Annotated in this window: 16 protein-coding genes; 5 read left to right on the forward strand and 11 right to left on the reverse strand. The window is 72.4% G+C overall.

The genetic code is table 11. The features are described 5' to 3' along the window. Nucleotides 1-77: 77 nt before the first annotated feature. Nucleotides 78-5,540 carry a carboxyl transferase domain-containing protein gene (locus tag AB0B86_RS11225; RefSeq protein WP_357417556.1) on the reverse strand — a complete coding sequence of 1,821 codons (5,463 nt, stop codon included), beginning with the start codon at nt 5,538-5,540 and terminating at the stop codon, nt 78-80. Between the two features lie 523 nt (nt 5,541-6,063). On the opposite strand from AB0B86_RS11225, the gene AB0B86_RS11230 reads away from it, so the two are divergent. Then, nucleotides 6,064-6,801: a cellulose binding domain-containing protein gene (locus AB0B86_RS11230; RefSeq protein WP_357401882.1), complete on the forward strand. Its 738-nt coding sequence runs from the start codon at nt 6,064-6,066 to the stop codon at nt 6,799-6,801. A 73-nt stretch (nt 6,802-6,874) separates the two neighbouring features. Here AB0B86_RS11230 and AB0B86_RS11235 read toward each other — a convergent pair whose 3' ends face one another. Genes AB0B86_RS11235 through AB0B86_RS11245 form a run of 3 tightly spaced genes read right to left on the reverse strand, consistent with a single transcriptional unit; the run spans nt 6,875 to nt 10,833 of the window. Further along, nucleotides 6,875-7,531: a response regulator transcription factor gene (locus tag AB0B86_RS11235; protein WP_357401880.1), complete on the reverse strand. Its 657-nt coding sequence runs from the start codon at nt 7,529-7,531 to the stop codon at nt 6,875-6,877. After that, on the reverse strand, nt 7,528-8,823 hold the full coding sequence (locus tag AB0B86_RS11240; RefSeq protein WP_357401878.1) for a histidine kinase: 1,296 nt from the start codon (nt 8,821-8,823) through the stop codon (nt 7,528-7,530). Before AB0B86_RS11240 ends, AB0B86_RS11235 begins: the two co-directional genes overlap by 4 nt. A 42-nt stretch (nt 8,824-8,865) precedes the next feature. Next, complete coding sequence (locus AB0B86_RS11245) at nt 8,866-10,833, reverse strand: serine hydrolase domain-containing protein (protein ID WP_357401876.1); 1,968 nt, start codon at nt 10,831-10,833, stop codon at nt 8,866-8,868. Between the two features lie 316 nt (nt 10,834-11,149). On the opposite strand from AB0B86_RS11245, the gene AB0B86_RS11250 reads away from it, so the two are divergent. After that, entirely contained in the window at nt 11,150-11,848 is a 699-nt protein-coding gene (locus AB0B86_RS11250; RefSeq protein ID WP_357401874.1) for a hypothetical protein, read from the forward strand. Here AB0B86_RS11250 and AB0B86_RS11255 read toward each other — a convergent pair. Continuing rightward, nucleotides 11,845-13,212: a serine/threonine-protein kinase gene (locus tag AB0B86_RS11255; protein WP_357401872.1), complete on the reverse strand. Its 1,368-nt coding sequence runs from the start codon at nt 13,210-13,212 to the stop codon at nt 11,845-11,847. The genes AB0B86_RS11250 and AB0B86_RS11255 overlap by 4 nt on opposite strands. Nucleotides 13,213-13,241: 29 nt before the next feature. Between AB0B86_RS11255 and AB0B86_RS11260 the strand changes: the two genes are divergently transcribed. Next, nucleotides 13,242-13,817 carry an RNA polymerase sigma factor gene (locus AB0B86_RS11260; protein WP_357401870.1) on the forward strand — a complete coding sequence of 192 codons (576 nt, stop codon included), beginning with the start codon at nt 13,242-13,244 and terminating at the stop codon, nt 13,815-13,817. A gap of 39 nt (nt 13,818-13,856) precedes the next feature. Here the strand turns inward: AB0B86_RS11260 and helR are convergent, their stop codons facing one another. After that, on the reverse strand, nt 13,857-15,986 hold the full coding sequence (helR, locus tag AB0B86_RS11265; protein WP_357401868.1) for an RNA polymerase recycling motor ATPase HelR: 2,130 nt from the start codon (nt 15,984-15,986) through the stop codon (nt 13,857-13,859). Between the two features lie 152 nt (nt 15,987-16,138). After that, the gene (locus tag AB0B86_RS11270; RefSeq protein WP_357401866.1) at nt 16,139-16,519 is read right to left on the reverse strand and encodes a YccF domain-containing protein; all 381 of its coding nucleotides are present in this window, start codon (nt 16,517-16,519) and stop codon (nt 16,139-16,141) included. Between the two features lie 164 nt (nt 16,520-16,683). Between AB0B86_RS11270 and AB0B86_RS11275 the strand changes: the two genes are divergently transcribed. Together AB0B86_RS11275 and AB0B86_RS11280 are read left to right on the forward strand one after the other, a co-directional pair. Then, entirely contained in the window at nt 16,684-17,277 is a 594-nt protein-coding gene (locus AB0B86_RS11275) for a hypothetical protein (RefSeq protein WP_357401864.1), read from the forward strand. 130 nt (nt 17,278-17,407) lie between these two features. Next, nucleotides 17,408-18,004 carry a hypothetical protein gene (locus AB0B86_RS11280; RefSeq protein ID WP_357401862.1) on the forward strand — a complete coding sequence of 199 codons (597 nt, stop codon included), beginning with the start codon at nt 17,408-17,410 and terminating at the stop codon, nt 18,002-18,004. Between the two features lie 8 nt (nt 18,005-18,012). Here the strand turns inward: AB0B86_RS11280 and AB0B86_RS11285 are convergent, their stop codons facing one another. The 4 genes from AB0B86_RS11285 to AB0B86_RS11300 form a co-directional block, all read right to left on the reverse strand. Beyond that, complete coding sequence (locus AB0B86_RS11285) at nt 18,013-18,753, reverse strand: cellulose binding domain-containing protein (RefSeq protein ID WP_357417560.1); 741 nt, start codon at nt 18,751-18,753, stop codon at nt 18,013-18,015. 74 nt (nt 18,754-18,827) lie between these two features. Further along, the gene (locus AB0B86_RS11290) at nt 18,828-19,208 is read right to left on the reverse strand and encodes a DUF742 domain-containing protein (protein WP_357417562.1); all 381 of its coding nucleotides are present in this window, start codon (nt 19,206-19,208) and stop codon (nt 18,828-18,830) included. Then, nucleotides 19,186-19,635, reverse strand: coding sequence for a roadblock/LC7 domain-containing protein (locus AB0B86_RS11295; protein WP_357417564.1), 450 nt, complete (start codon nt 19,633-19,635; stop codon nt 19,186-19,188). Before AB0B86_RS11295 ends, AB0B86_RS11290 begins: the two co-directional genes overlap by 23 nt. Continuing rightward, a complete protein-coding gene (locus AB0B86_RS11300) occupies nt 19,632-21,587 on the reverse strand; it encodes a nitrate- and nitrite sensing domain-containing protein (protein ID WP_357417566.1) in 1,956 nt (651 codons plus the stop codon). The genes AB0B86_RS11295 and AB0B86_RS11300 overlap by 4 nt, the downstream gene beginning before the upstream one ends. Nucleotides 21,588-21,593: the final 6 nt, after the last annotated feature.

Consider the following 21,593-nt stretch of genomic DNA (forward strand, 5'->3'; position numbering starts at 1 on the left):
CGGTCGCGGTCGTCGAGCAGGCGCCGCGCGGAGATCCGCGCGGCGCCCTCTCTCGTCCCGGTCCGGTCCCGCCGCCCTTACCCCAGCCGGGCCTCGATGGCCTCGATGATGCGCGGACGTAGCTCGGCGGCGCGGATGACGGCGTCCACCGAGCCGACCTCCACGGCGCGCTGGATGTTGTGCACCCTGTCGAACTCCGTGGCCACCTCGCCGAGCTTTTCCGCGCGTACCGACGCGCGTAGTTCGTCGAGTTCCGCGGTCAGCGCGGCGCGTTCGGCGCCAGCCACGGCGGCGGCGCGCGCCTCCAGGTCCCGCACCCGGAGGTCGGCCGCCGTACGGGCGTTGACGTCGGCGGAGAACACCACAGCGGCGGCGGGTGCGCCACCGAGCACCGACGCGAACGAACCCTCCAGGGCGAGCACCGTCATGTTCGGGTTCAACGCCTTCGAGAACACCACGAACGCACCGCCGTGGTAGCGCGAGATCACACAGAAGACGATCGGCCCGTCGAAGTTGACGATCGCCCGACCGATCTCGGCGCCGTACTCCAGTTGCAGCTTGCGCATCGACTCCGGTGAGCCGTCGAAGCCGGACAGGTTCGCCAGCACCACCAGGGGCCGGTTGCCGCTGGCCGCGTTGATCGCCCGCGCCGCCTTCTTCGACGAGCGGGGGAACAGCGTGCCCGCCGTGTAGGTGTCCGGGCCGTCGGTGGGCGGGAAGCCGTGCCGCGGCACCGACCGGGACTCGATGCCGAGCAGGCACACCGGGATGCCACCGAGGTGGATGTCCTGCACGACAGCGGTGTCCGCGTCGGCCATGCCCGCCCAACGCTCCAGCACCGGGTGGTCCTGGTCGGAGAGGGCCCGCATCACCGTACGGATGTCGAACGGCTTCTTGCGGTCCGGGTTGTGCGCGACGGAGAAGATCTCCCCGACGGTACGGAAGGCGCTGCCCGCCACGTCGTGCGGGAAGTCGGAGATGTCGCGGTCGGTGGGGTCGGTGGTGACCGCCCGCCGGGGTGCGTCCTCACCGGGCGCGACGTACGTGTGGTCGTAGTGCGACATCACCACGTCCCGCGCGGCCGTCAGGTTCGGCGCCCAGTACTGCGCCTGCCCGTTCGGCCCCATCACCCGGTCGTAGCCGCCGATGCCGAAGTTGTCCTCGGCGGACACGCCACCGGAGAAGTCGAGCGACTGCTTGCCGGTGAGCACCATCGCCGAGTCCGGCGTCATCACCAGGATGCCCTTGGTGTGCATGAGCATCGTCGCCTCGGCGTTCCAGTACGGCTGCGCGCCGACGTTGATGCCCGCGACCACGATGTTGATCTCACCGCCGGCCTGGGTGAACTCGACGATCCGCTTCAGCGCCGCGGCCACCCAGTCCATGTTCTCCGTACCGGTGGTCATCGAGATGCGTGCCCCGGCGGAGAGCGCCCACCACTCCAGCGGCACGTTCATCCGCTCGGCGAGGTCCAGTGCGGCGATCACGCGCCGGCACTCCGGCTCCGACAGGGCGCCCAACGCCTTGGTCGGGTCGCCGAGCAGCACCACCCGGGTGACGCCCTGCGGGTGCCGCTCGGTGCGCGTGGTGACCACCCCGGCCACGATGGCGGCGCTGTTGCGCCCCTTCGGCCGCTGCACCGGCACCAGCACGTGCTCGTCGTCGAGGTCGTGCTCGACGAAGTCGCCGAGCCGGCCGGTCAGCTCGTACGGGTACACGGTGTTGCGGCTGCTGGCCCGGAGCACCTTGAGCCGGTACTCGTCGAGCGGCTCGATCGGCTCGACCGGCGGCTCGCCGACGGCCAGCTCCGCGCCGCCCGCGGCGTCGAACGAGATCCGTACGGCGATCTTGGTCAGCTCGCCGGTGCGGCGGTCGCGCTGCCGCGCGATGAACAGGATCTCCTCCAGGCCGGCCCCCGCTGTCGTCGGGCGCACCCGCCCGGCGATCATCTCCATCTCCTCGCGGGTCAGCTCGCTCGGCGGCCACACGTAGACCACGATCCGGTTGGTGTTGAAGCGGGTCTTCGACGGCCGCAGCGACTGGGCGCGGCGGATCGAGTCGAGGCAGGCGGCGATGGCGTCCTCGGTGGTCGGCAGGGCGACCAGGCGGCCGTCCTGCTCGCGCAGTTCGGTCAGGTCACGCACCTGCGCGAACGCGACGAGCCGCTCGTCCGACCGGTTCTCGCGCGCCACGCACTGGAAGAGGTAGACCTCCTCGTCCGACGACGGCAGCCGGGTCAGGTCGAACTTGTGCAGCCGCTCCAGCTGCATCCGCTGCGCGATGTACGGGTGCAGGCCACGGATCAGCCGGTCCTCGGTCATCGCGTCGCCGGAGGGGCGGAAGGTGAAGTGGTGGTGCATGACCGCCCCGCCGCGACCGGCGACGGTGGTGGTGACCCGCCGGACCTGCGGCGGCAACGGGTGCGCGGCGACGACCTCGGCCAACGCCGCCGCCATCGCGTCGAAGTCCGCCGGCTGGTTCTCCCAGCCGAGGTAGATGTCGGCGTCGACGGCGTCCTCGCCGGTGGCCAGCTCGGCCAGGCCGCGCAGCGCGCCGCCAAGCGCGTCGAAGCGCACCGCGGCGGAGACCACACTGGAATCGGTGCGCCCGGCCACCACGAACGTGCAGCCCGCGACCTTCTGGGTACGCACGCTGGTGAGCGCCTTGTTGCCGTAGTAACGCCGGGTCAGCACCTCAAGCATCACCGCGTTGTCGAGGTGGTCGCGGACGAGCCGCTGGCCGAGCAGCCGGACCAGTGGTTCGGTGCTGCGGACCATCTCGGCGACGCGCTCGGCGCGGTCGGTCGCCTCCGGGTGGGCGTCCAGGTGCCGCAGGTGCCCACGGACCCCGGCGTAGACGCGGGCGCGGTTGCGGCGCAGCAGCGGCTGGGCGAACCAGGCGAACACCACGCCGCGGGCGAGGTCGGCGAGCGCGGGGAAGCGGACCTGCGTGGCGGCGATCAGCCGTTCCAGCGCGAGGCCGGCGGGTTCGCGGAGTGCCTCGTCCGGCGGGGTCTCCCGCAGCCAGGTGCGCAGCAGCGTCGCGACGACAGTGGCGTCGGCGGAGGCCCGTTGCTGGGCGAGGAAGATCCGGAAGACGGCGGCTTCGAGGGCCGGGGAACGCTCCAGGTCGGTGACACCGTAGTGGCCGAGCGCCTTGGCGAGCTTCGCCTGGAAGGCGTCCGGCAGCCCGGCCCGCTCGACGTCGAGGCTCTGCAGGTAGGTGTGGAAGTACTCCCTGGCGCTGTGCACGTGCGCGGCGCCGCCGTCCTCGCCGGTGGGCCGGTTGCGGCTCAACTCGGCGAGGTCGGCGAACACCTCGATCAGATCGAGTTCCGCGGCCAGCGGCCGGGGGCCCGCCTCGGTGGCGGCCCGACGGGCCGTGAGGTAGCCGTCGAGCACCCGACGGTCGTCGTGCGGGTCGACGTCGAAGCCGAGCAGCAGGCCGCGCAGGTTCTCCTGGCCGCGCCTGCTGCGCTCGCCTGCCGGCATGTCCTCGGCGGCGGTGGGCAGGTCCAGTTCGACGGCCTCGCCTGTCGGTCCGGCAGTGGTCTCGGCGGCCTCGTCCGCGAGCGGCTCCAGGCGCAGCAGCGGCGCACCCGCCTCCACCTGGCTGCCCACCGAGACGGCGCACTCCTTCAGGCGCGCCTTGAACGGCGCCCGCAGCACCGTCTCCATCTTCATCGCTTCCAGCACCAGCACCGGTGCGCCCGCCTCGACCTCGGCACCGATCTCCAGTGGCGTGGCGACGACAAGCGCGGGCATCGGGGAGCGCAGCACGCCGCCCTCGTCGCGGCTGACCCGGTGCGTGACGCCGTCCACCTCGACCAGGTGGGTCGGCCCGTGGGTGCCGGTGAGCAGGCGGTACCGGATGCCGTTGACGACGATCTGACCGGTGTGCCTGTCGAAGCGGTCCAGCTCGACGTCCGCGGTGCGCACGGCGGCGCCCGCCTCGATGCCGACCCGGAAGCGGTGCGCGCCGACCCGCGCCACGCGGGTGCGGTAGCCGACGCCGCGCAGCTTGAGGTCCAACGGTCGGCCGCTGGCGTGCTGCACCTGCGGGCGTCCCCCGGACGCCGTCGAGAGCAGCCGCTGGCGCTCGATGCGCTCGTCCTCCTCGTACGCCTCGATGGCGGCGGCGGCGAGCGCGACAGCGGAGTGTCGGTGCGTGACGAGTCGGCCCTCGCCGCGGACGCGGTCGATCCAGCCGGTGTCCGCGCTGGCGTCGATGACCTCGGGCTGGTCGAGCAGGTCGAGCACGAAGCTCTTGTTCGTCGCGCCGCCCTCGATGATCACCGTGGTGTTCGCCATCGCCCGCCGGAGCTTGCCGAGCGCCTCGTCGCGGTCGCGGCCGTACGCGATGATCTTCGCGATCATCGAGTCGAAGTCGGCCGGGATGGTGTCGCCCTCGCTGACGCCGGTGTCCACCCGGATGCCCGGGCCGCTGGGCAGGTCCAGCCGCGCGATGCGGCCCGGCGACGGCGCGAAGTCGCGGTCGGGGTCCTCGGCGTTCAGCCGCGCCTCGATGGCGTGCCCGCGCTCGGCCGGCGGCGCACCGTCGAGGCGTCCGCCGGAGGCGACGTGCAGCTGCGCCTTGACCAGGTCGAAACCGGTGGTCAACTCGGTGATCGGGTGCTCGACCTGCAGGCGGGTGTTGACCTCGAGGAATGCGAACAGTCGGTCGCCGGGGTGGTAGAGGAACTCGACGGTCGCCGCCCCCCGGTAGCCGACAGCGATGGCCAGGCGCTCGGCCGACGTCTTGAGTTCGGCGGCCTGGGCCGGATCGAGCACCGGCGACGCCGACTCCTCGATGACCTTCTGGTTGCGTCGCTGCACCGAGCAGTCCCGGACGCCGAGCGCCCACGCGGTGCCCTGCCCGTCGGCGATGACCTGGACCTCGACGTGCCGGGCGCCGGTGACCAGGCGCTCCAGGAACACGATGCCGCTGCCGAAGGCCCGCGCCGCCTCCTGGCTGGTGCGCTCGTAGGCGTCCACCAGCTCGGCCTCGTCGCGGATCACGCGGATGCCGCGTCCGCCGCCGCCTGCGGTCGCCTTCAGCATCAGCGGGTAGCCGACCTCCGCCGCCGAGGCACGGGCGGCGTCCAGGGTCTCCACGGCGCCACGGCTCCACGGTGCGACCGGCACGCCGACCTTCTCCGCGATCAGCTTCGAGCCGATCTTGTCGCCGAGTTGGCGCATGGCGTCCGCGCTCGGTCCGACGAAGGTGACGCCGATCTTCTCGCACAGCTCGGCGAAGGCCGGATCCTCGGCGACGAACCCCCAGCCGACCCATGCGGCGTCGGCCCCGGTCTCGATGAGCGCCCGCTCAAGCAGGGCGTGGTTGAGGTACGGGCGGGCGGAGGCCGGACCGAGGTCGTAGGCGATGTCCGCTTCGCGGACGAAGGTGGCGGTGCGGTCGACGTCGGTGTAGAGAGCGACGGTTTCGAGCCTTCTGCCGGTTTCCGCAGCCAGCTCGCGGACCGCGTGGATGAGCCGCATGGCGGCTTCACCTCGGTTGACGATGGCGACACGGTTGAACACCCGACTGACCCCTTAGCTAGACCTCAGAACTGCGTGCCGCGAGACGACGGCTCCCAGCAGTGATCACCCTTCCGGCTGGCGGCGGCCAGCGCTATGGCGCAACCACCGAACCCACCGTCGCTCAGTTGTAGGAAGTGCACAAAAGTTTTTGGCACCCGGCGCAGCCCATGCCTCGGCGGCAACCGTATCCGGACCGGGCACACCGTCACCTCCACCGAGCAGCCACTGACCGGTCCGTCCGGCACGAATTCGCCTCGCCCCGGTGTCGCCGGTGCGGGGCGGATTCGCGCACTGCCCGCCGCGGCCGGCCCGACGCCATCTCCTTGTATCGATGTTGGTCGAGTGCGATGCTGTGCTTCGGTAGTGCCTGGGAGCCAGCGCGCACCACAACTTCTCCGGCCCGCGGGGCGCACGAGGTGGCGTGGCCACCCGTGCCGGGCAGCCCTCGTCGGCAGCCGGACACCCGAGCGCGGCACCGGCCACCACCTCGGTCACCGGTGCCCGGCGAACCACGGAGGCACCGATGCTTCGCACCTTCCTCGCTGTCACGACAATGGCACTGGCCGGCTGGGCCGGGACCGCCGTCACCGAGTCGGCACCGGCGCCGGCGGCCATGTCCACACCCAGTCCCGTGCCCACGCCGGCGCCCACCTGCCCGCCGGCGATACCGATCACCGTCGGCGTGGCCGGGGTCACCACCACGAGCGTGACCATCTCGTATTCGATCTTCTTCCGGCCGCCCTGCGGCTACGACCCGCCGATGACCGTCAGCCTCTTCGCCAGCCGCGAGGACGCCCAGCAGTGGCGGGCGCCGGTGGCGTCGGCCGTCTCCGGGCCGGAGCGCACCGGCACTGTGACGATCGACCGGCTGACGCCCGACACCGAGTACTGGTACCGGTTCACCGACGTCGATGGCCGGCGGGATCCGTTCGTGATCGCGTCGACCAGGACCGCTCCGCTGACGTCGTGCCGGGCCACCGCCACGATCGACGCCCACTGGGGCAGTGGCTTCGTCGTCACGGCAACCATCCAGAACATCGGGAGCCAGCCGCTGGACCGGTGGCGCGTCTCGTGGCGGTGGTCCGGAGACGAGCGGATCGAGACGATCTGGGGTGGCGTGCCGGAGACGGTGGGTGCCGACGTCACGGTCCGCAACGCCACGTACAACGGAACGCTGGCTCCGAACGGTGTGGCGAGGCTCGGCCTGGTCGTGTCGACAAGCGTGGTGCCCGACGGGTTGACGCTCACCTGTATCGGGTGACCGACGGCCGCCCCGCTGTCGCCCCCGCCGCGACAGCGGGGCGGACCTGGGCCACCTGAACCGACACGGACCCTCAGCGGTGGACCACCCCGTTCTGGTACGCCCACACGACGGTCTGCAACCGGTCCCGTGCGCCGATCTTGCCCATCGCCCGCCCGAGGTGCGACTTGACAGTGCTGGTCTCGATGAAGAGCCGATCGGCGATCTCGACATTGGACAACCCCTGGGCGAGCAGCTCCACGATCTCGGTTTCCCGTGCGGTGAGCTGGTGGGCCGCCGCGGCGTCCGAGCGGGGCGCCGGGGTGCGCCTGGCGAACTCCGAGATCACCCGGCGGGTGACGGCCTGGTCGACGAGGCCGTACCCGCCGGCGAGCTTACGCACCGCCTCGATGAGGTCGTCGGGCTCGCAGTCCTTGAGGATGAATCCGCTGGCACCGGCCTCCAGCGCGCCGAAGACGTACTCGTCGAGGTCGAACGTCGTCACCACCAGCACCGCCGGTGGCGGTGCGGTGGCGGTTGCGACGATCTGTCGGGTCGCGGTGAGCCCGTCACCGTGCGGCATCCGGACGTCCATGCAGATCACGTCGGGTTGCAGCCGACGGGCCAACTCGACGGCGGCCGTACCGCTCGACGCCTCCGCCACGACCTCGATGTCCCCGGCCTCTTCGAGGATGACGCGGAAGCCGGCGCGCACGACCGCCTGGTCGTCGACGAGCATCACTCTGATCATGCCGGGGCCTCTCCGTTGGGCTGCGACGCGACGGGATCGTTTGTCGGTAGCGTCACGGTGACCGACCAACCACCGGTCGCGGTCGGGCCGGCCGCGAACGTCGCTCCGATCAGCTGCGCGCGCTCGCGCATGCCGACCAGGCCGACACCGCCGGTCCGCGCCGCCGGCACGGTACGCCGGGCGGTGGGTTCGTTCACCACCTCCAGCGCCACCGAGCGGGGCAGGAAGCGGAGCACCACCCGCGCCACCGCACCCGGGGCGTGCTGGCGGACGTTGCTGAGCGACTCCTGCGCGATCCGGTAGAGCGCGACGTCGGCGATCGGCGAGACATCGCGTTGCCGCCCCTCGCGGACGAACTCGACCGGACCGGCGAGGGCGCCGACGGTGCGGACCAGATCGTCGAGCATGGCCAGGCCCGGCACCGGTGCGGCACCGTCGCCGCCCTCGGCTCCCGGGCGGCCACGCAGCACACCGACGACAAGTCGCAGGTTGTCCAGGGTCTCCTTGCCCTGGCTCCGGATCCAGGCCACCCCGGCCTTCGCGGCTGCCGGGTCCCGCTCGATCAATCGTTCGACAGCCGCCGCCTGCACGACCATGCCGGACAGGTGGTGGGCGGCCACGTCGTGCAGCTCCCGGGCCATCCGGGTGCGCTCCGCGCCGATCGCCCCCTGGATCTTCGTCTGCTGTTCCCGGATCGCCTCCTGGGCCCGTAGCTGGACCAACTCGACGTAGCGCCGGGACGTGGCCACGTACCTGCCGACGAATGTCGCGCTGAGGTAGGTCAGAGCGCTCGCGGAGAGGTACGTGACGGCTGTCAGCAGATCGGGGGTCACCATGAGGGCCGCCCCGACCGACTCGACAAGCACTGCCGCGCCGACGGCCAGCAGCGCGCGCCGCAACGGCAGCACCGACCCGATGGTGTACGCCACGACGAACGGTGCGATGCCCCGGACGGTCGCCTCGGGCAGTGAGACGCCGATGACTGGCAGTTGGAGGCCGACGACGAGCGCGAGGCAGAGCAGTGGGCGGACCCGACGCAGGCACAGCAGCATCGCCTGGACGCAGCAGACGGCGACGAGCAGCCACGCCCGCGTCGGGTCGAAGGACACCCCGTCCTGCGGTGCCACGAACCAGACAAGCACTGTCAGAAGGACGAATGTCGTTACGGTGAGCGCCACCGCGAGCAGACAGTCCCGGGGGAACACCCCCGCCACGCCGAGTCGGGTGAGCCGCCCGTCGAGCCACCTCATCAGTCGCGGCGGGCCGGGTTCGGTGCCCGTGTGGTCACTCATGCGGTACGCATCCTTGCTCCGGATCGTCCCGGGTCGGGCGGGTCAGTAGGAAATGCTAGGCGCGAGCAGCCGAAACTCCACGGCGAACCAGCCCGCACCGGCGAGAGCGAGCAGGAGCAGCGCGCTGCCGGCGATCTTCTGCCAGCCGACGTGGCGTCGGACGTCGTCGACCAGCCGGACGGCGGCGGGCAGCACGCCGAGCAGGCCGACCAGTTGCAGCACCTGCACGATGCGCAGGACCGTGCCGGGAACGTCCCGCAGGCCCATGATGCTGCTGACGGCCAGCACCCAGCCGGCGAAGGCGAGGAGCGTACCGGCGACGGCGACGCGGCTCAGGATCCGCGCGGTGCGCCCGGCCCGCTCGCGGGGGGCGCGACCGAGCCGGCGGCGGACGAGCGCGCCGATCGGCCAGGACAGGACGGTGAGCAGCAGCACGACTGTCGACCCGGCGAGCACCGGGACGGCCAGTGCGGAGCCGCGCGCGGGTGCGACAGGCAGCAGCGCGAACGCGGAGTCGAAACCGATCGCCTCGACCCGGTCGTCGGTCGCCCGCATGGCGATAGTGCGTTGGCCACCGACCTCGCGCCAGACCCAGGGCGACACCTCCTCGTAACGGGCCGGCGAGTCGGACAGCGGACCCGGCTCGAACAGCAACCGGTCGTCGTCGACGACGCTCACAGTCGTACGACCGACAAGGCCGATGGTGGTCAGGAAGTTGCTGCGCACGGCGCGTGAGGACTCGTACGTGCCAGCCGCCAGCGCGGCGTGCTCGGCACTGGTCGCCGGGTCGACGGCGGTGCTCGGCGGCCCGTCGTGGGCGGGGAAGTAGCGGTCGGCGAAGCCGTTCACCACCGACTGGCGAAGGTCGTGACTGGCGAGGGCACCGGAGCCGTTGCTGTTGAGGGAGAGGAAGATGCCGGCCCGGTCGTCGGGGTAGATCTGCAGGTGGGTGTGGAAGTACGTGGTGTCACCGCCGTGGCCGAGGATCCGGTGGCCGTTGCGGCTCTCGTCGAAGAAACCGAGCGTCATCCGGGGTCCGTCGGCCAGGGTGCCGAGCGATGTCGCGTCCAGTGCCGGGCGTTGCATCAACTCGCGGGTCGGCTGGTCCAGCAACGGTTCGAAACCGACAGTCTCACCGAGTTGGGCCAGCATGAACCGCGCCATGTCCGTCGCCGGGGCGCTCAGGGCGCCGGGCGGGGGAGTGCCGATGATCTCGAAGGGCGCGGCGGGTCCGTCGGAGGTGTCGTACCCCTTTGACATCCGGTCGCGCAGCGACGCCGGCAGGGGCTGCTCGAAGCTCGACGACGGCATGCCCGCCCGGTCCAGGATGTTGCGCTGCACGTACTCCTCGAAGCGCGTCCCGCTGACGCGTTCCACTATGTAACCGGCGAGCGCGTTGCTGTAGTTGGAGTACGCCGGGACCGTGCCCGGATCGTAGATCTGCTCCGGCGGGTCGGTCACCAGCGCCCGGCGCAGGTTGACGGCGTTGTCGTCGGTGCCGATGAGGCCGGCGATCCGCTCCTCGAAACCGGCGGTGTGCGTCAGCAGGTGCCGCAGGGTGACGGCTCGTTCGTAGCTTCGCGGCAGGCGGAAATCGAGGTACGTCTCGACGTCGGCGTCGAGGTCGAGTTTGCCGCTCTGCACGAGTTGCAGGACGGCCGTGGCGGTGACGAGCTTCGACACCGACCCCATCCGGAAGAGATGCCGGTCCGGGTCGACCGGCACGGCTCCCGCGCCGCCGTCACCGGTGTCGGCGTAGCCGTACCCCCGGGTTGTGATGATCTTGCCGTCGGCCACGACGGCGACAGTCGCGCCGGCGATGCCGGTGCGGTCCAACGCGGCCGGCAGCAGGCCGTCGAGCCAGGCGTTGGCGTCGGTGTCGGTCAGGGCCGGGCCGGTGCCACCCGGGCCGGCGGGAGCGGCCGGAGTGTCGACGGGCGGGGCGGGACTGTCGGGCGACGCGCCGCAGCCCGCGGTGCTCACCGCGACGAGGGCCGTGGCCGCCAGCATCGCGCCGAGTCGGACGATAGTTGCCGTGGGTCGGGGCGAGTGCTGTCGAAGAACTGTGCGAAAGCGCATGTCTGCCGGTGCCTTCCCCGGCGACCGGGTGTCCGGAGCGGGTCCGGACGGCGTCACCCGATGCCGTGACACCAGCCTGTTCGACCGGACGCGCCGAACCATCTGGCGCGGGACGGCAATGCCTCTACGACCTGAGGAGGAGGGCCGGGTGCACCGACGGTCAAAAGATCCACGCTCGATCCGTGAACCAGCGCCGGCCCCGGGGTATCGAATCCGGTGACAGACCCCGCAGAGGAAAGGACCGCCCATGCGCGGAAAACTGCTTGTCGGTACGGCGCTCACCGTGACGTTCGTGGCCGGCTGCACGACGTCGGTCGACCGGGTCGGCGGCGACGCGGCGCCCGCCGGCTCGCCCTCCGGCAGCGCGAGCCCGTCGGTGTCCACCGCACCGACGACCGCCAGCTCGGGCGCGCCGACCACCGGCAGCCCGACCCCGGACGCGCCGGGCACCAGCACCTCCGGGCCGGCCGCCCAGGTGAGCGAGATCAGGCGGACCGACTGGCCCAACGCGGTGATCCGAAAGCTTGACTTCTGTGGCGAGTCCGACGACTCCGTGGCGTTCCGCAACGGGTCCAACGGGTTCGACGTGCCGTGCCGGATCCTGCCGGCCGGCGCGCGGCCGGTGTACGGCGAGTTCATCGTCGAGGAGCCGGCGAACGCGCCGTCGACCGAGGACGCGCTCGTCCTCGTCGAACTGGGCAACCCGAACGCCGCGCGACGCCAGGCGCTCGTGCCCGTGCAGCTCTCGGACAACGGCCGGGGACGGTACGCGTGGCCGGTCATCAAGGGAGACGCGCCCGGTTCCTCCGGCGCCCAGGTCATGACGTTCGTCTCGTACCGGCTGGTGGGCCAGAACGTGGAGGCCACCGTCCGCCGACTCGACGGTGGCACCGAGACCCGCCGGTGGCGCAAGGCCGACGGCAGCGGGAACTGGGAACGGTACTAACCCTGGGTGGCCGTCGCGCCGTCCACCAGTAGCGTGTCCAGGATCTCGTCGGTGCGATCGGCGCCACCGGTCTGTCTGACCTGGACGTAGACGCCGACAGTGGCCCCGGCCGCGATCAGGGTGACCTCACTGAAGGACGTCGCGGTGTCGGCGCACCGCGTCCAGCGCCGGGCGCTCCCGCGGAGGCTGCCGACCGTGATCGTGCGGTCGGCAGCACGCGTGCAACCGGGGTGGTCGGGCAGTGTGGGCTGGACGGCCGTGCCGGTGAGTGCCGGGCTCACCCCGACGAACACCCCGGAGGTAGGACTGTCCACGTCCGCCCAGACCGCGAGGTCCGGCCCGACGAGCAGGCCGGGGGCGTGGCCGCCGGGCAGACCGACCACCGCCGGCCTCCAGCCGCCGTCGCGCAGCTGCCGGGCCCAGTCGTCGGGTACGGCGACGGCGACGGTGCCTGTCACGTCGCGTACCCGGGTCCAGCCCGGTGGGGTGGCGGCGGCGGTGGACGAACCGGCAAGGACCAGCGTCGTGGCCGCCGCGCCGACGGTGCCGAGGGCCCGGCGGGTGCGTCGCAGCGCCGGCCGGCCCGGACGCGTCCGGACGGCGAGCAGGCCCTCCAGCGCTGTGGCGTACGCGGCAGCGGTGGGCCAGCGGCGGTCCGGATCGCGATGCAGGGCCCGACGGACCACCCGCTCGACAGTGGACGGCACGTGCGACGCCGCCTCCATCGGCTGCCCCGGTGGCAGGCCGGTCATCATGTGCTGGGTCAGGGCACCGATCGCGTACACGTCGGCGCGGGCGTCCAGCGGGCCGCCCGCGACGAGCTGTTCCGGTGCCATGTAACCGGGCGTGCCGGCGACAAGCGTGAACCCGGAGGCGTGCGCGAGCGCCTTCGCCAGCCCCAGGTCGGCGACCAGCACCCGGCCTCCGGCGGCGGTCGTGTCGAAGAGGACGTTCGAGGGTTTGAGGTCGCGGTGCAGCACCCCGTTGTCGTGCAGGACGGCCACCGCCCTGGCGATGTCGGCGGCGGTCCGCAGCGCCTCGCGTACCGGCATCGGGCCGTCGGCCAGCCGATCGGCCAGCGTGCCGCCGCCGGCGTACGTCATCACCAGGTATGGCCGGCCGTCGGGCAGCTCGCCGATGTCCAACACGCGGACCAGGTGGTCGGAGTCGACCTGCCGCATGAACCGCGCCTCCTGGCGGAAACGGGCCCGGATGTCGGCCCGCTGCGACCAGTTCTCGGCGAGCACCTTCACGGCCACGGGGGCCTGCAACTCGTCGTCGTACGCCAGCCACACTGTGGCGAACGCACCGGCGCCGACCGGGCGGGCGACGCGGTACCTGCCGATCTGCGGCGGGATGGACACGGCCGTATTATCCGGCAACCGGAGCTGCGGTGTCGCACGAGCGGGGGAGCGCGGTGGTGGAGGCGTCGTCGATCGAGGAGTTGGCCCGCCGGGCGGCGACCGGCGACAGCGCGGCCCTCGACGCGTTGCTGGCCGCGATCGGTCCGCGGGTCCTTGACCAGTGTGGTCGGTTCCTACCCTGCCGGCAGGACGCCGAGGAGGCGGCACAGGACGCGTTGCTGCAGGTGGCCAGGCACATCGGGCGATTCGAGGGTCGGTCGCTCTTCTCGACCTGGCTGCACACCGTGGTCGCGAACTGTGCCCGGCAGACCTATCGGTCACTGCGGCGACGGGCGGCCGAGCGCCCCGGCGCGCTGCTGCCCGTCGAGGTGGTCGACCCGCGCACGACGAGCGTCATCGCCGGGTCGCGTCTCGACCTGCTCGACGCGTTGGACCGGCTGGAGGCACACCGGCCGGAGTTGGTGACGGCACTCGTGCTGCGGGACCTGTGCCAGCTGGACTACCAGGAGATCGCCGGGCAACTGGGCATTCCGGTCGGCACACTGAAGTCCCGGATCCATCACGCCCGCCGGCATGTCCGCGAGTCGTTGCGGGGCGGGGAGTAGGCGCGTCCGCCCGCCATGGAGGTGACCCGTCGCACGCCCTCAGGATCCGGTCAGGATGACGAGTCGCTGGGTCGCCCGGGTCATCGCGACGTAGCGGTCCACCGCACCCTCGACGCCCGTGCCGAACGCGTCCGGGTCGACCAGGACGACCAGGTCGAATTCGAGGCCCTTTGCCTGCTCGGGGCTCAGCGATCGGACGCGCGGCGTGGGCCGGAACGCCGGGTCGCCGATCACGCAGGCGGTCCCCTCGGGGTGCTCGGTGAGCCAGGCGTCGAGGATCGCGCCCAGCTCGGCCGTCGAGCCGTGCCGGACGGGGAGCCCGTTGCCCCGGATGGAGGTCGGCACGTTGGCGTCCGGGAGCACGGCCCGGATGACCGGCTCGGCCTCCGCCATGACCTCCCGCGGGGTCCGGTAGTTGATGCTCAGCGAGGCCAGGCTGATCCGGTCGAGCCCGATCCGCTCAAGGCGTTCCTGCCACGACTCGGTGAACCCGTGTCGGGCCTGCGCGCGGTCACCGACGATCGTGAAACTGCGCGACGGGCACCGGGCCAGCAGCATCTGCCACTGCGCGTCGGTCAGCTCCTGGGCCTCGTCCACGACGATGTGCGCGAACGGGCCGGCCAGCAGGTCCGGGTCGGCGGCGGGTGCCACCGACTCGTCGGCCAGGGCGTCGCGCAGGTCGGGCTGGCGCAGCATCGTCAGCAGGCCCTCGCCGTCGTCGTAGGCGTCGGCCGCGAGCAACTCGTCGAGCACCCGGGCCCGGTGCTCGCGTTCCACAGCGGCGACGCGGTCGTGGCGCTGCGGGCGTCCCGACGCGTCGCCGAGGCGCCGCCGGGCCGCGTCCAGCAGCGGCAGGTCGGACACGGTCCAGGCCCGGGGGTCGTCGCGCCGCAGCTTGCGGACCTCCGCCGGGCTGAGCCAGGGCGCGCAGGTGCGCAGGTACGCGGGCACCGACCACAGGTCCCCGACCAGGTCGGCCGCGTCGAGCACCGGCCAGGCGCTGTTGAACGCGGTGCGCAGCTCCCGGTTGCGGGACAGCGACCTGAGCAGCACGTCGTCCGGCTCGTCGCCGTCGTACCTGCCGACGAGGATGGTGAGCAACTCCGCCCAGATCTCGTCGCGTGCCTCGTTGTGCGGGGTGCCCGGCCCCGGCGCCTGGAACGCGTCGGCCCAGTCGTCGGCGTCCAGCCGGATGTCGGCCTCGTCGGTGCTGACCGTCATCGGTGTGACAGGCGGGTCCTCGTAGAACCGGACCGCCGCGTCGATCGCCCCGACCAGCTCCGCCGAGGACTTCAGTCGAGCCACCTCCGGGTCGGCTTCGACGATCGCCGCGTCGCCCTCCTCGACGAGGTCGCGCAGGGTGCAGGTCTGCACGTCCTCCTCGCCGAGGTTGGGTAGCACGTCGGCGACATAGGCCAGGTAGGGCTGGTGCGGCCCGACGAAGAGCACCCCACCCCGGCGTTGACCCAGGCGGGGGTCGGCGTAGCGCAGGTAGGCGGTGCGGTGCAGTGCGACGACTGTCTTCCCGGTGCCCGGACCGCCGTCCACGACAAGCGCGCCGGCCGATCCCGCCCGGATGATGGCGTCCTGGTCGGCCTGGATGGTGCTGAGCACGTCCCGCATCCGGGCGGATCGGGCGCCGCCCAGGCTGGCGATGAAGGCGGACTGGTCGTCGAGCGCGACGGCGTGCCCCACGAACCCGTCCGGGGTGAAGACCTCGTCCCAGTAGTCGCTGATCCGGCCGCGGGTCCACCGGTATCGGCGTCGGCTGGCCAGGCCCATCGGGTTGGCGTGGGTCGCGCCGAAGAACGGTTCGGCGGCGGGGGAGCGCCAGTCGAGCAGCAGCCGCCGACCCGTGCTGTCGGTGAGGCCACGTCGCCCGACGTACACCGGCTCGGGGTCGTCCGCGGCGACCATGTGGCCGAGACACAGGTCCAGGCCGTAGCGACTCAGCGCACGCAGGTGACCGGTCAGGCGGCGGATCTCCTCGTCCCGGTCCATCGCCTGCCGGCCCTTGCCGCCGGGCGCCCTGCGCTCGGCGGCAAGGCGCTCGGACAGCTCGGCGTTGAGCTGGTCAAGGCGCTGCGCCATGGTGGCGAAATGCCGCTCGTCGCGGGCGACAAGCGTCGGGTCGGCTTTGCGGGAGAGGTGCCCGGGGAGGTCGAACACGGAGGTAGGCGAGGAATTCAAATGATGACTTCCATTTCGGCAGATTCTGGCCTCGGCCGACGATTTTGCGGCACGACCCGGGCCTTGCCGCAAGCCCCCCAGTGCGCTATACGTTAGAAGTGGCAGAGGTCAGGTGACCTCGAATTTCGTGCTCAGGGCGCGTCGACGACCTCGCGGCCGAGCGGCCAGAACGCCGCCGGCACCAGCTTGAAGTTCGCGATGCCGAACGGGATCCCGATGATCGACACGCAGAGGGCGATGCCCGCGACGATGTGGGACAGCGCGAGCCACCAGCCTGCCAGCACCACCCAGAGGATGTTCGCCAACCCGGATGCCACGCCCGCGCCGGGCTTCGGCACCAGGGTGCGGCCGAAGGGCCACAGCGAGTAGACGGCGAGGCGGAGCGACGCCACCCCGAACGGGATGGTGACCACCAGGAGGAAGCAGACGAGCGCGGCCACGCCGTACCCGACCGCCAGCACGATGCCACCGCCGAAGATGAGCCACAGCACATTCAGTACGAATCGAATCACCACCCCAGCATGAGCGATGCCCGCCACCCGGTCGCGCGAGCGGTGATGTGGGGCCACCGCGAAGGTGAGCGCTTGTCAGGCCCCGTCATTATGATCATGGGTCGGTGGCGCGGCGGGCTGACGGCGACGGAGGCTGGCGGCAACTACAAGGAGAAGCGAAGACAATGGATGTGAAGACGTACGCGACGGCCGCCGACGTGTGCCGGCGACTCGTGGGTCGGCTCCCCGACGATGTCCTCGGCTCCGTGGGGGACTTCTACGCCGCGGGTGAGTCCTACCTGGCCGACGCCACCCTCCTGCTCGGCCTGGCGCACTACGGCGTCGGGATCACCAGCGAGGAACGGGCACTGCTGCGCACCTTCATCGGCGAGCCCGACGGGCCCGACCTGGCCGACGTGCCGGCCATCGGGGAGGTGCCGCCGTTGCCGTACCGGTTCAGCGTCGACGGCCCCACTGACGCGCCCGACCCGGTTCCGGCCGACACCCTCCTGTCCGTCCAGGCCCCCCGCCACCACGGCCGCAGCCTGCACCGCGCCTGGCGGACGCCACTGGACGGCGCACCGGACGCGGCGGCCTGGACATACGTGCTACTGGTGGCCGAGGATGCGGATGAGCTCTCGGTGCACTCGGGCGTGATGTCGACACTCTGGGTCGAGCTGCGCCAGAAGTGGCCGGTGGCGGTCACCGCCGCCGACTCGCCACGGACGCCGTACCAGGAGGCCGCGCTCGCCGCCGCCCGACCGATCTGGCCCGCCTGAGGGACGCTCTGACCGGTCAGCGCGCCGGCACCGAGGGTCCGCTCGGTGGAAAACCTGACCCGGAACCCAGGGCTCGTCGAGGGATCTTCCCGGAGGTCGACGGGGCGCCGACGACCAGATGATGACCTGCATGAAACGTGCTGCGCTCTACGTGATCGCCGGACCGGTCGGTATCGCCGCCTACGGCCTGGTCCGCCTGTGGGGTAGGTCCGACGGTCTGTACGGCCCCGGGTTCGACTGGCAGGCGGCGCATCTGGTCGCGCTGGCCGGCATGGTGTGCTTCGTCCCGGGGGTGCTGGCGCTGTCCCGTCTCCTGCCCCGCAGCCCGTGGCGCACCGGGGTGGTGACCCTCACGATGGTGGGGCTCGCCGCGACGGTCGTGCAGTTCGGCGCGGACATCGTGGAGGGCCTCCTGGCCGCGGACCGGGCGGAGATGTCGGCGCTCGGCGCGGACTTCAAGGACATCCCCGGCGTCGAGGTGGCCTTCTACGACGTCGTACCCCAGCTCTTCTTCCTCGGCCTGGTCATCCTCGCCGGCATGCTCGCCGCGAAACGGCGGCTGCCGTGGTGGAGCGCGCCGCTCCTGCTGGCCGGCATCCTCCTGCCGGTCGTCACTCTCGACCTGCTACCCGTCGCCGGCCTGGCCATGCTCGTGGCCCTCGCACCGGCGCTGCCGGCCCTGCGGCAGCAGGCAGACCGGCCCGAGCCGGTCACCACCGTCCGCTGAGGATCAGCTCAGTTCGGCAGGCCGGTGCAGGCGGCGCCGTCGATGACGCACGACTCGGGGGCGGCGCCGGCGGGTGCGCCGTTGACCCGGAACGTCACCCGGACCGACGCGCTGCCGGGCACCGGGCCGGTGCTGCCGTCCGGCACGAACGTCCACACCGCGCCGTCGTGGCTGACCCGCGCGCCCTCGACCGCGCTTACCCGCAGCGTCTCCCGGGGGAATGTGAGCACCAACGTCCACTGTGGTGACGGCAGCTGTCCCGGGTTGGTGATCGTCACGGCCGCGTCGTAACTGAGCAGCGCGGTGTCCTCGATGGCGAAGTCGGCGAGCAGGGCGGCCGGTGTGGCCACGGCGGGCGAACCCGTCGCCGGGGGCCCGGTCGTGGCACTGACGGTCGGTGCGACAGCGGTGACCGAGGCGGCTGGCGGGGGAGCGGCCGGCGGCGGGTTGGTGGCCGCCGGTCGTGCCTGTGCCCGGGAAGTGCCGGCCGGTGGTGTGCCCACCTGATCCACCGACAGTGGCGGGTCGAGCGTCACCGGTGCCAGCTTCTCCGGCGTACGCAGCACCCCGGCGACGAGAACAACTGTCGCTACCAGCACCCCGAGCACCGCGACAACGGCCACCCAGGTGAGCCGCGAGACGCCGGCCCGACCGCTGAGCACCCGGCGGGCAGCCGTGGCGAGCGCCACGATCCGGTCCAGCAGGATGATCGCCACGGTACGGCGTGGCTGGGGTGGTGTCGCCGGCACTGCCTGTCTCCCCTTCGGTTCGTCGCCGGATGCCCGCCCGCGCTGCGTGCGGGTCGCGGCTGACCCCGGCCCGGTCACAGGGCGCGGAGCCCGACGAGGATCGCCTCAAGCAGATCCTCGGTCGGCAGATCCGACAGCATCGGTGGGTCGTGCGTCTCGATCAGTCCGGTCGCGAGCAGGTCACCGAGCAGCACCCGGACGGTCCCCAGCGGGAGGTCCAGCTCGGCGCCGACCTCGGCGACCGACACTGGATGGTGGCACAGCTCGACGATCCGCGCCTGTTCGGGGAAGAGCGGGGTGGGCGGCGTGGCCGACCGCCGGGCGACGACAAGGGTGATCAGGTCGAACTGACCTCGGGCGGGAGTGGTACGCCCGCCGGTCATCGTGTACGGCCGGGCGACCGGGCCCGCGTCGTCGTCGTACCACGCCTCGTCAGCGGTGCCGCTGCTGTGCACCGGTGTCCCCGATCGTCGCGGCGGAGGCGGGCCCCAGCGTGATCGGCAGGTGCCGTTCGGCCTGCCCCACGAAGAGCGCCACCTCGTACGCCATGTCACCCACCTTGACGTCGTCGCCGGCGATCCGCACGGTGAGGATGGTCCCGTTCGGGATGGTGGCGACGAACAGGAAGGCCCGGGCCATCTGCACCACCACCTGTCGCAGACCGCCCGCGTCGCAGGTCCGGGTGGCCGCCAGGCCCAGCGCGATCAGGCCGGCGACGACGCCGGAGATCTGCTCGGTGAGCTTCGTCTCCACCTGCCGGGAACCGCCGATGGGCAACCCGTCCGGGGAGAGCACGACGGCGAACTCCGCGCCGTGCACTCGGTCGACCAGGCGGTCCAGGGCACCGGTCAGGCCGTCGTCGGTGACCACTGCGGAGGTCATGGGTGTCTCCTCGCTGCTCTGGCGACCGGTATCTCGACAGTGTCGAGTCCGGTCCTGCCGGGTTCGGGGCCGGTTGGCCCGGTCTGACGGACCCGCGTCGGCAACGCGCCGTCGCCGCTCGGGGCGGGCCGGTTGGTGCTCTGCTGCGCCGGCGGGTACGGGGTGGGTGGCGCGGCGGAGGGCCGGCGGTCGGTGTCGGGCACCGGAACCAGGTGGGCCGGCAGCAGCACTACCGCCGCCGTCCCACCGCGCCGGCTCGGACGCAGCGAGACGTGGGCGCCACATCGGTGGGCCAGTACGGCGACTGTGTACAGGCCGGTGGGGCCATCGGGTGCAGCCGCCGGCGGTCTGGCGAGCAGGTCGTTCGCGTCGGCAAGCGCGGCGGCGTCCAGGCCGGGCCCGTCGTCGACGACCAGGACGGCGCACCCCTGCGCGCGGGGCTCGCCGCTGACCCGGACCGTGGTGTCCGCCGGGGAGCAGGCGAGCGCGTTCTCGATCAACTCCGCCAGCAGGTGGACGACGTCGGTGACGGCCGGGCCGGCGAGCGACCACGGCCAGTGCGGCGCGATCAGGACCCGGTGGTAGTCCGGCACCTCGGCGACGGCACCGCGGGCGACGTCGAGCAGCGGCACCGAGCGCCGCCAGCGGCGGGCCGGCCTGGCCCCGGCGAGGGCGATCAGCTTCTCCACGTTGCGCCGGACCCGGGTGGCCAGGTGGTCGAGCTGGAACAGCTCGCTGCTCTCCTCGGCGGACCGCTCCCGGCGCTGCATCCCGTCCAGCAGATCGAGCTGATCGCGCAGCAGTCTCTGGTTGCGGCGCGTGACCCGCAGGAACAGCTCCCGGTCGGGGCGGTCCGGCTCTGCCCCCACCTCCCGGTCGGGGCCGGCCGGCTCTGCCCCCGCGTCCGGGGCCGGGACCGGCGCGTCGACGACCGGCCGGGTCAGCTCGGCGGTCAGCCGTCGGACGGTGCTCGCCCAGTTCAGCAGGAGCACGAGCACGACGATGAGGCCCAGCCCCACCACGGCGCCGGTGCGGGCGACGACCACGGCGGCACCCGGCGTGGCCCGTTCGACGCTGCTGCGGGCGGTGCTGGTCACCAGGGTCTGTAGCGCGCCGAGGGCGGTGTCCGCAGCGGCCCGCCAGCCGGCCCTGGTGGTCCCGGCCAGGGCGTTGGCGGTGTCCGCCCGCACCAGCCTGTCCTCCAGGGCGATCAGCCCGGCGAACTGCGGGCCGCTCGCGATCCGCTGGTACTCGTCCGGCCCGTCGGCGGGCAGCCCGGCCGCCGCCGCCGTCCGGGCGAACCGCTGGTTGTCGACGAGTTCGGTAAGCCGGCGTCGGTCGTCCGGGTCGAGTCGCTGGGCGGCCAGGGCCGCGCTGACCAGGGTGTCCTCCCGGGCGAGCAGCTCCCGGGCACCAGCCAGCGCGATCACCGCCCGACTGTCGGCGGCCAACCTGCTCTCGTACGCGCCCCACTCCGGGCCGTACACCCGGAAGGCGACGTCGACGACCTGGTCGTACCTGTCGGCCGCGGCGGCCCTGTCGAGTTGCCCGGCGTCCACCTGGGACCGGATGGTGCTCAGGCCGTCGAGCCGGCGGATCAGTTCGTCGGCCCGGTCGCGCACCTCGCCGGCGGTGAGCAACCGGATGTCGCGGCCCGCCGCGAACCGGCGCAGCTCGCCGGCGGCCCGGTCGGTCACCTCCCGCGGCCCGACCAGCGCGGTCGCCGTCGGCCCGGCTCCGGCGAGCGTCTCGGCGCTGGCCCGGCGCTCGGCCTGCAGGCTCAGGATCAGCCGGTCGATGGGCTGGCCGAGGGTGTCCGCCAGGGCCCGCACACGCAGCAGGTCGAGGGCGTCCTGGCTGGTCAGGTAGGCCGCGTACGACCAGAACGTGACAAGGACGACGGTCAGCACGACAAGCCTGGTCCGGAGAAGCCGGACCTCGCTGGGCGTCACGCGTCG

This window comes from Micromonospora sp. NPDC049047 (assembly GCF_040649135.1).
Classification (GTDB): domain Bacteria; phylum Actinomycetota; class Actinomycetes; order Mycobacteriales; family Micromonosporaceae; genus Micromonospora.

What these genes read in the sequence shown, in the direction of transcription:
- AB0B86_RS11230 (WP_357401882.1), top strand. Translation starts at nt 6,064, where the DNA reads ATGCTTCGCACCTTCCTCGCTGTCACGACAATGGCACTGGCCGGCTGG.
- AB0B86_RS11235 (WP_357401880.1), bottom strand. Translation starts at nt 7,531, where the DNA reads ATGATCAGAGTGATGCTCGTCGACGACCAGGCGGTCGTGCGCGCCGGC.
- AB0B86_RS11240 (WP_357401878.1), bottom strand. Translation starts at nt 8,823, where the DNA reads ATGAGTGACCACACGGGCACCGAACCCGGCCCGCCGCGACTGATGAGG.
- AB0B86_RS11245 (WP_357401876.1), bottom strand. Translation starts at nt 10,833, where the DNA reads ATGCTGGCGGCCACGGCCCTCGTCGCGGTGAGCACCGCGGGCTGCGGC.
- AB0B86_RS11250 (WP_357401874.1), top strand. Translation starts at nt 11,150, where the DNA reads ATGCGCGGAAAACTGCTTGTCGGTACGGCGCTCACCGTGACGTTCGTG.
- AB0B86_RS11275 (WP_357401864.1), top strand. Translation starts at nt 16,684, where the DNA reads ATGGATGTGAAGACGTACGCGACGGCCGCCGACGTGTGCCGGCGACTC.
- AB0B86_RS11280 (WP_357401862.1), top strand. Translation starts at nt 17,408, where the DNA reads ATGAAACGTGCTGCGCTCTACGTGATCGCCGGACCGGTCGGTATCGCC.
- AB0B86_RS11295 (WP_357417564.1), bottom strand. Translation starts at nt 19,635, where the DNA reads ATGACCTCCGCAGTGGTCACCGACGACGGCCTGACCGGTGCCCTGGAC.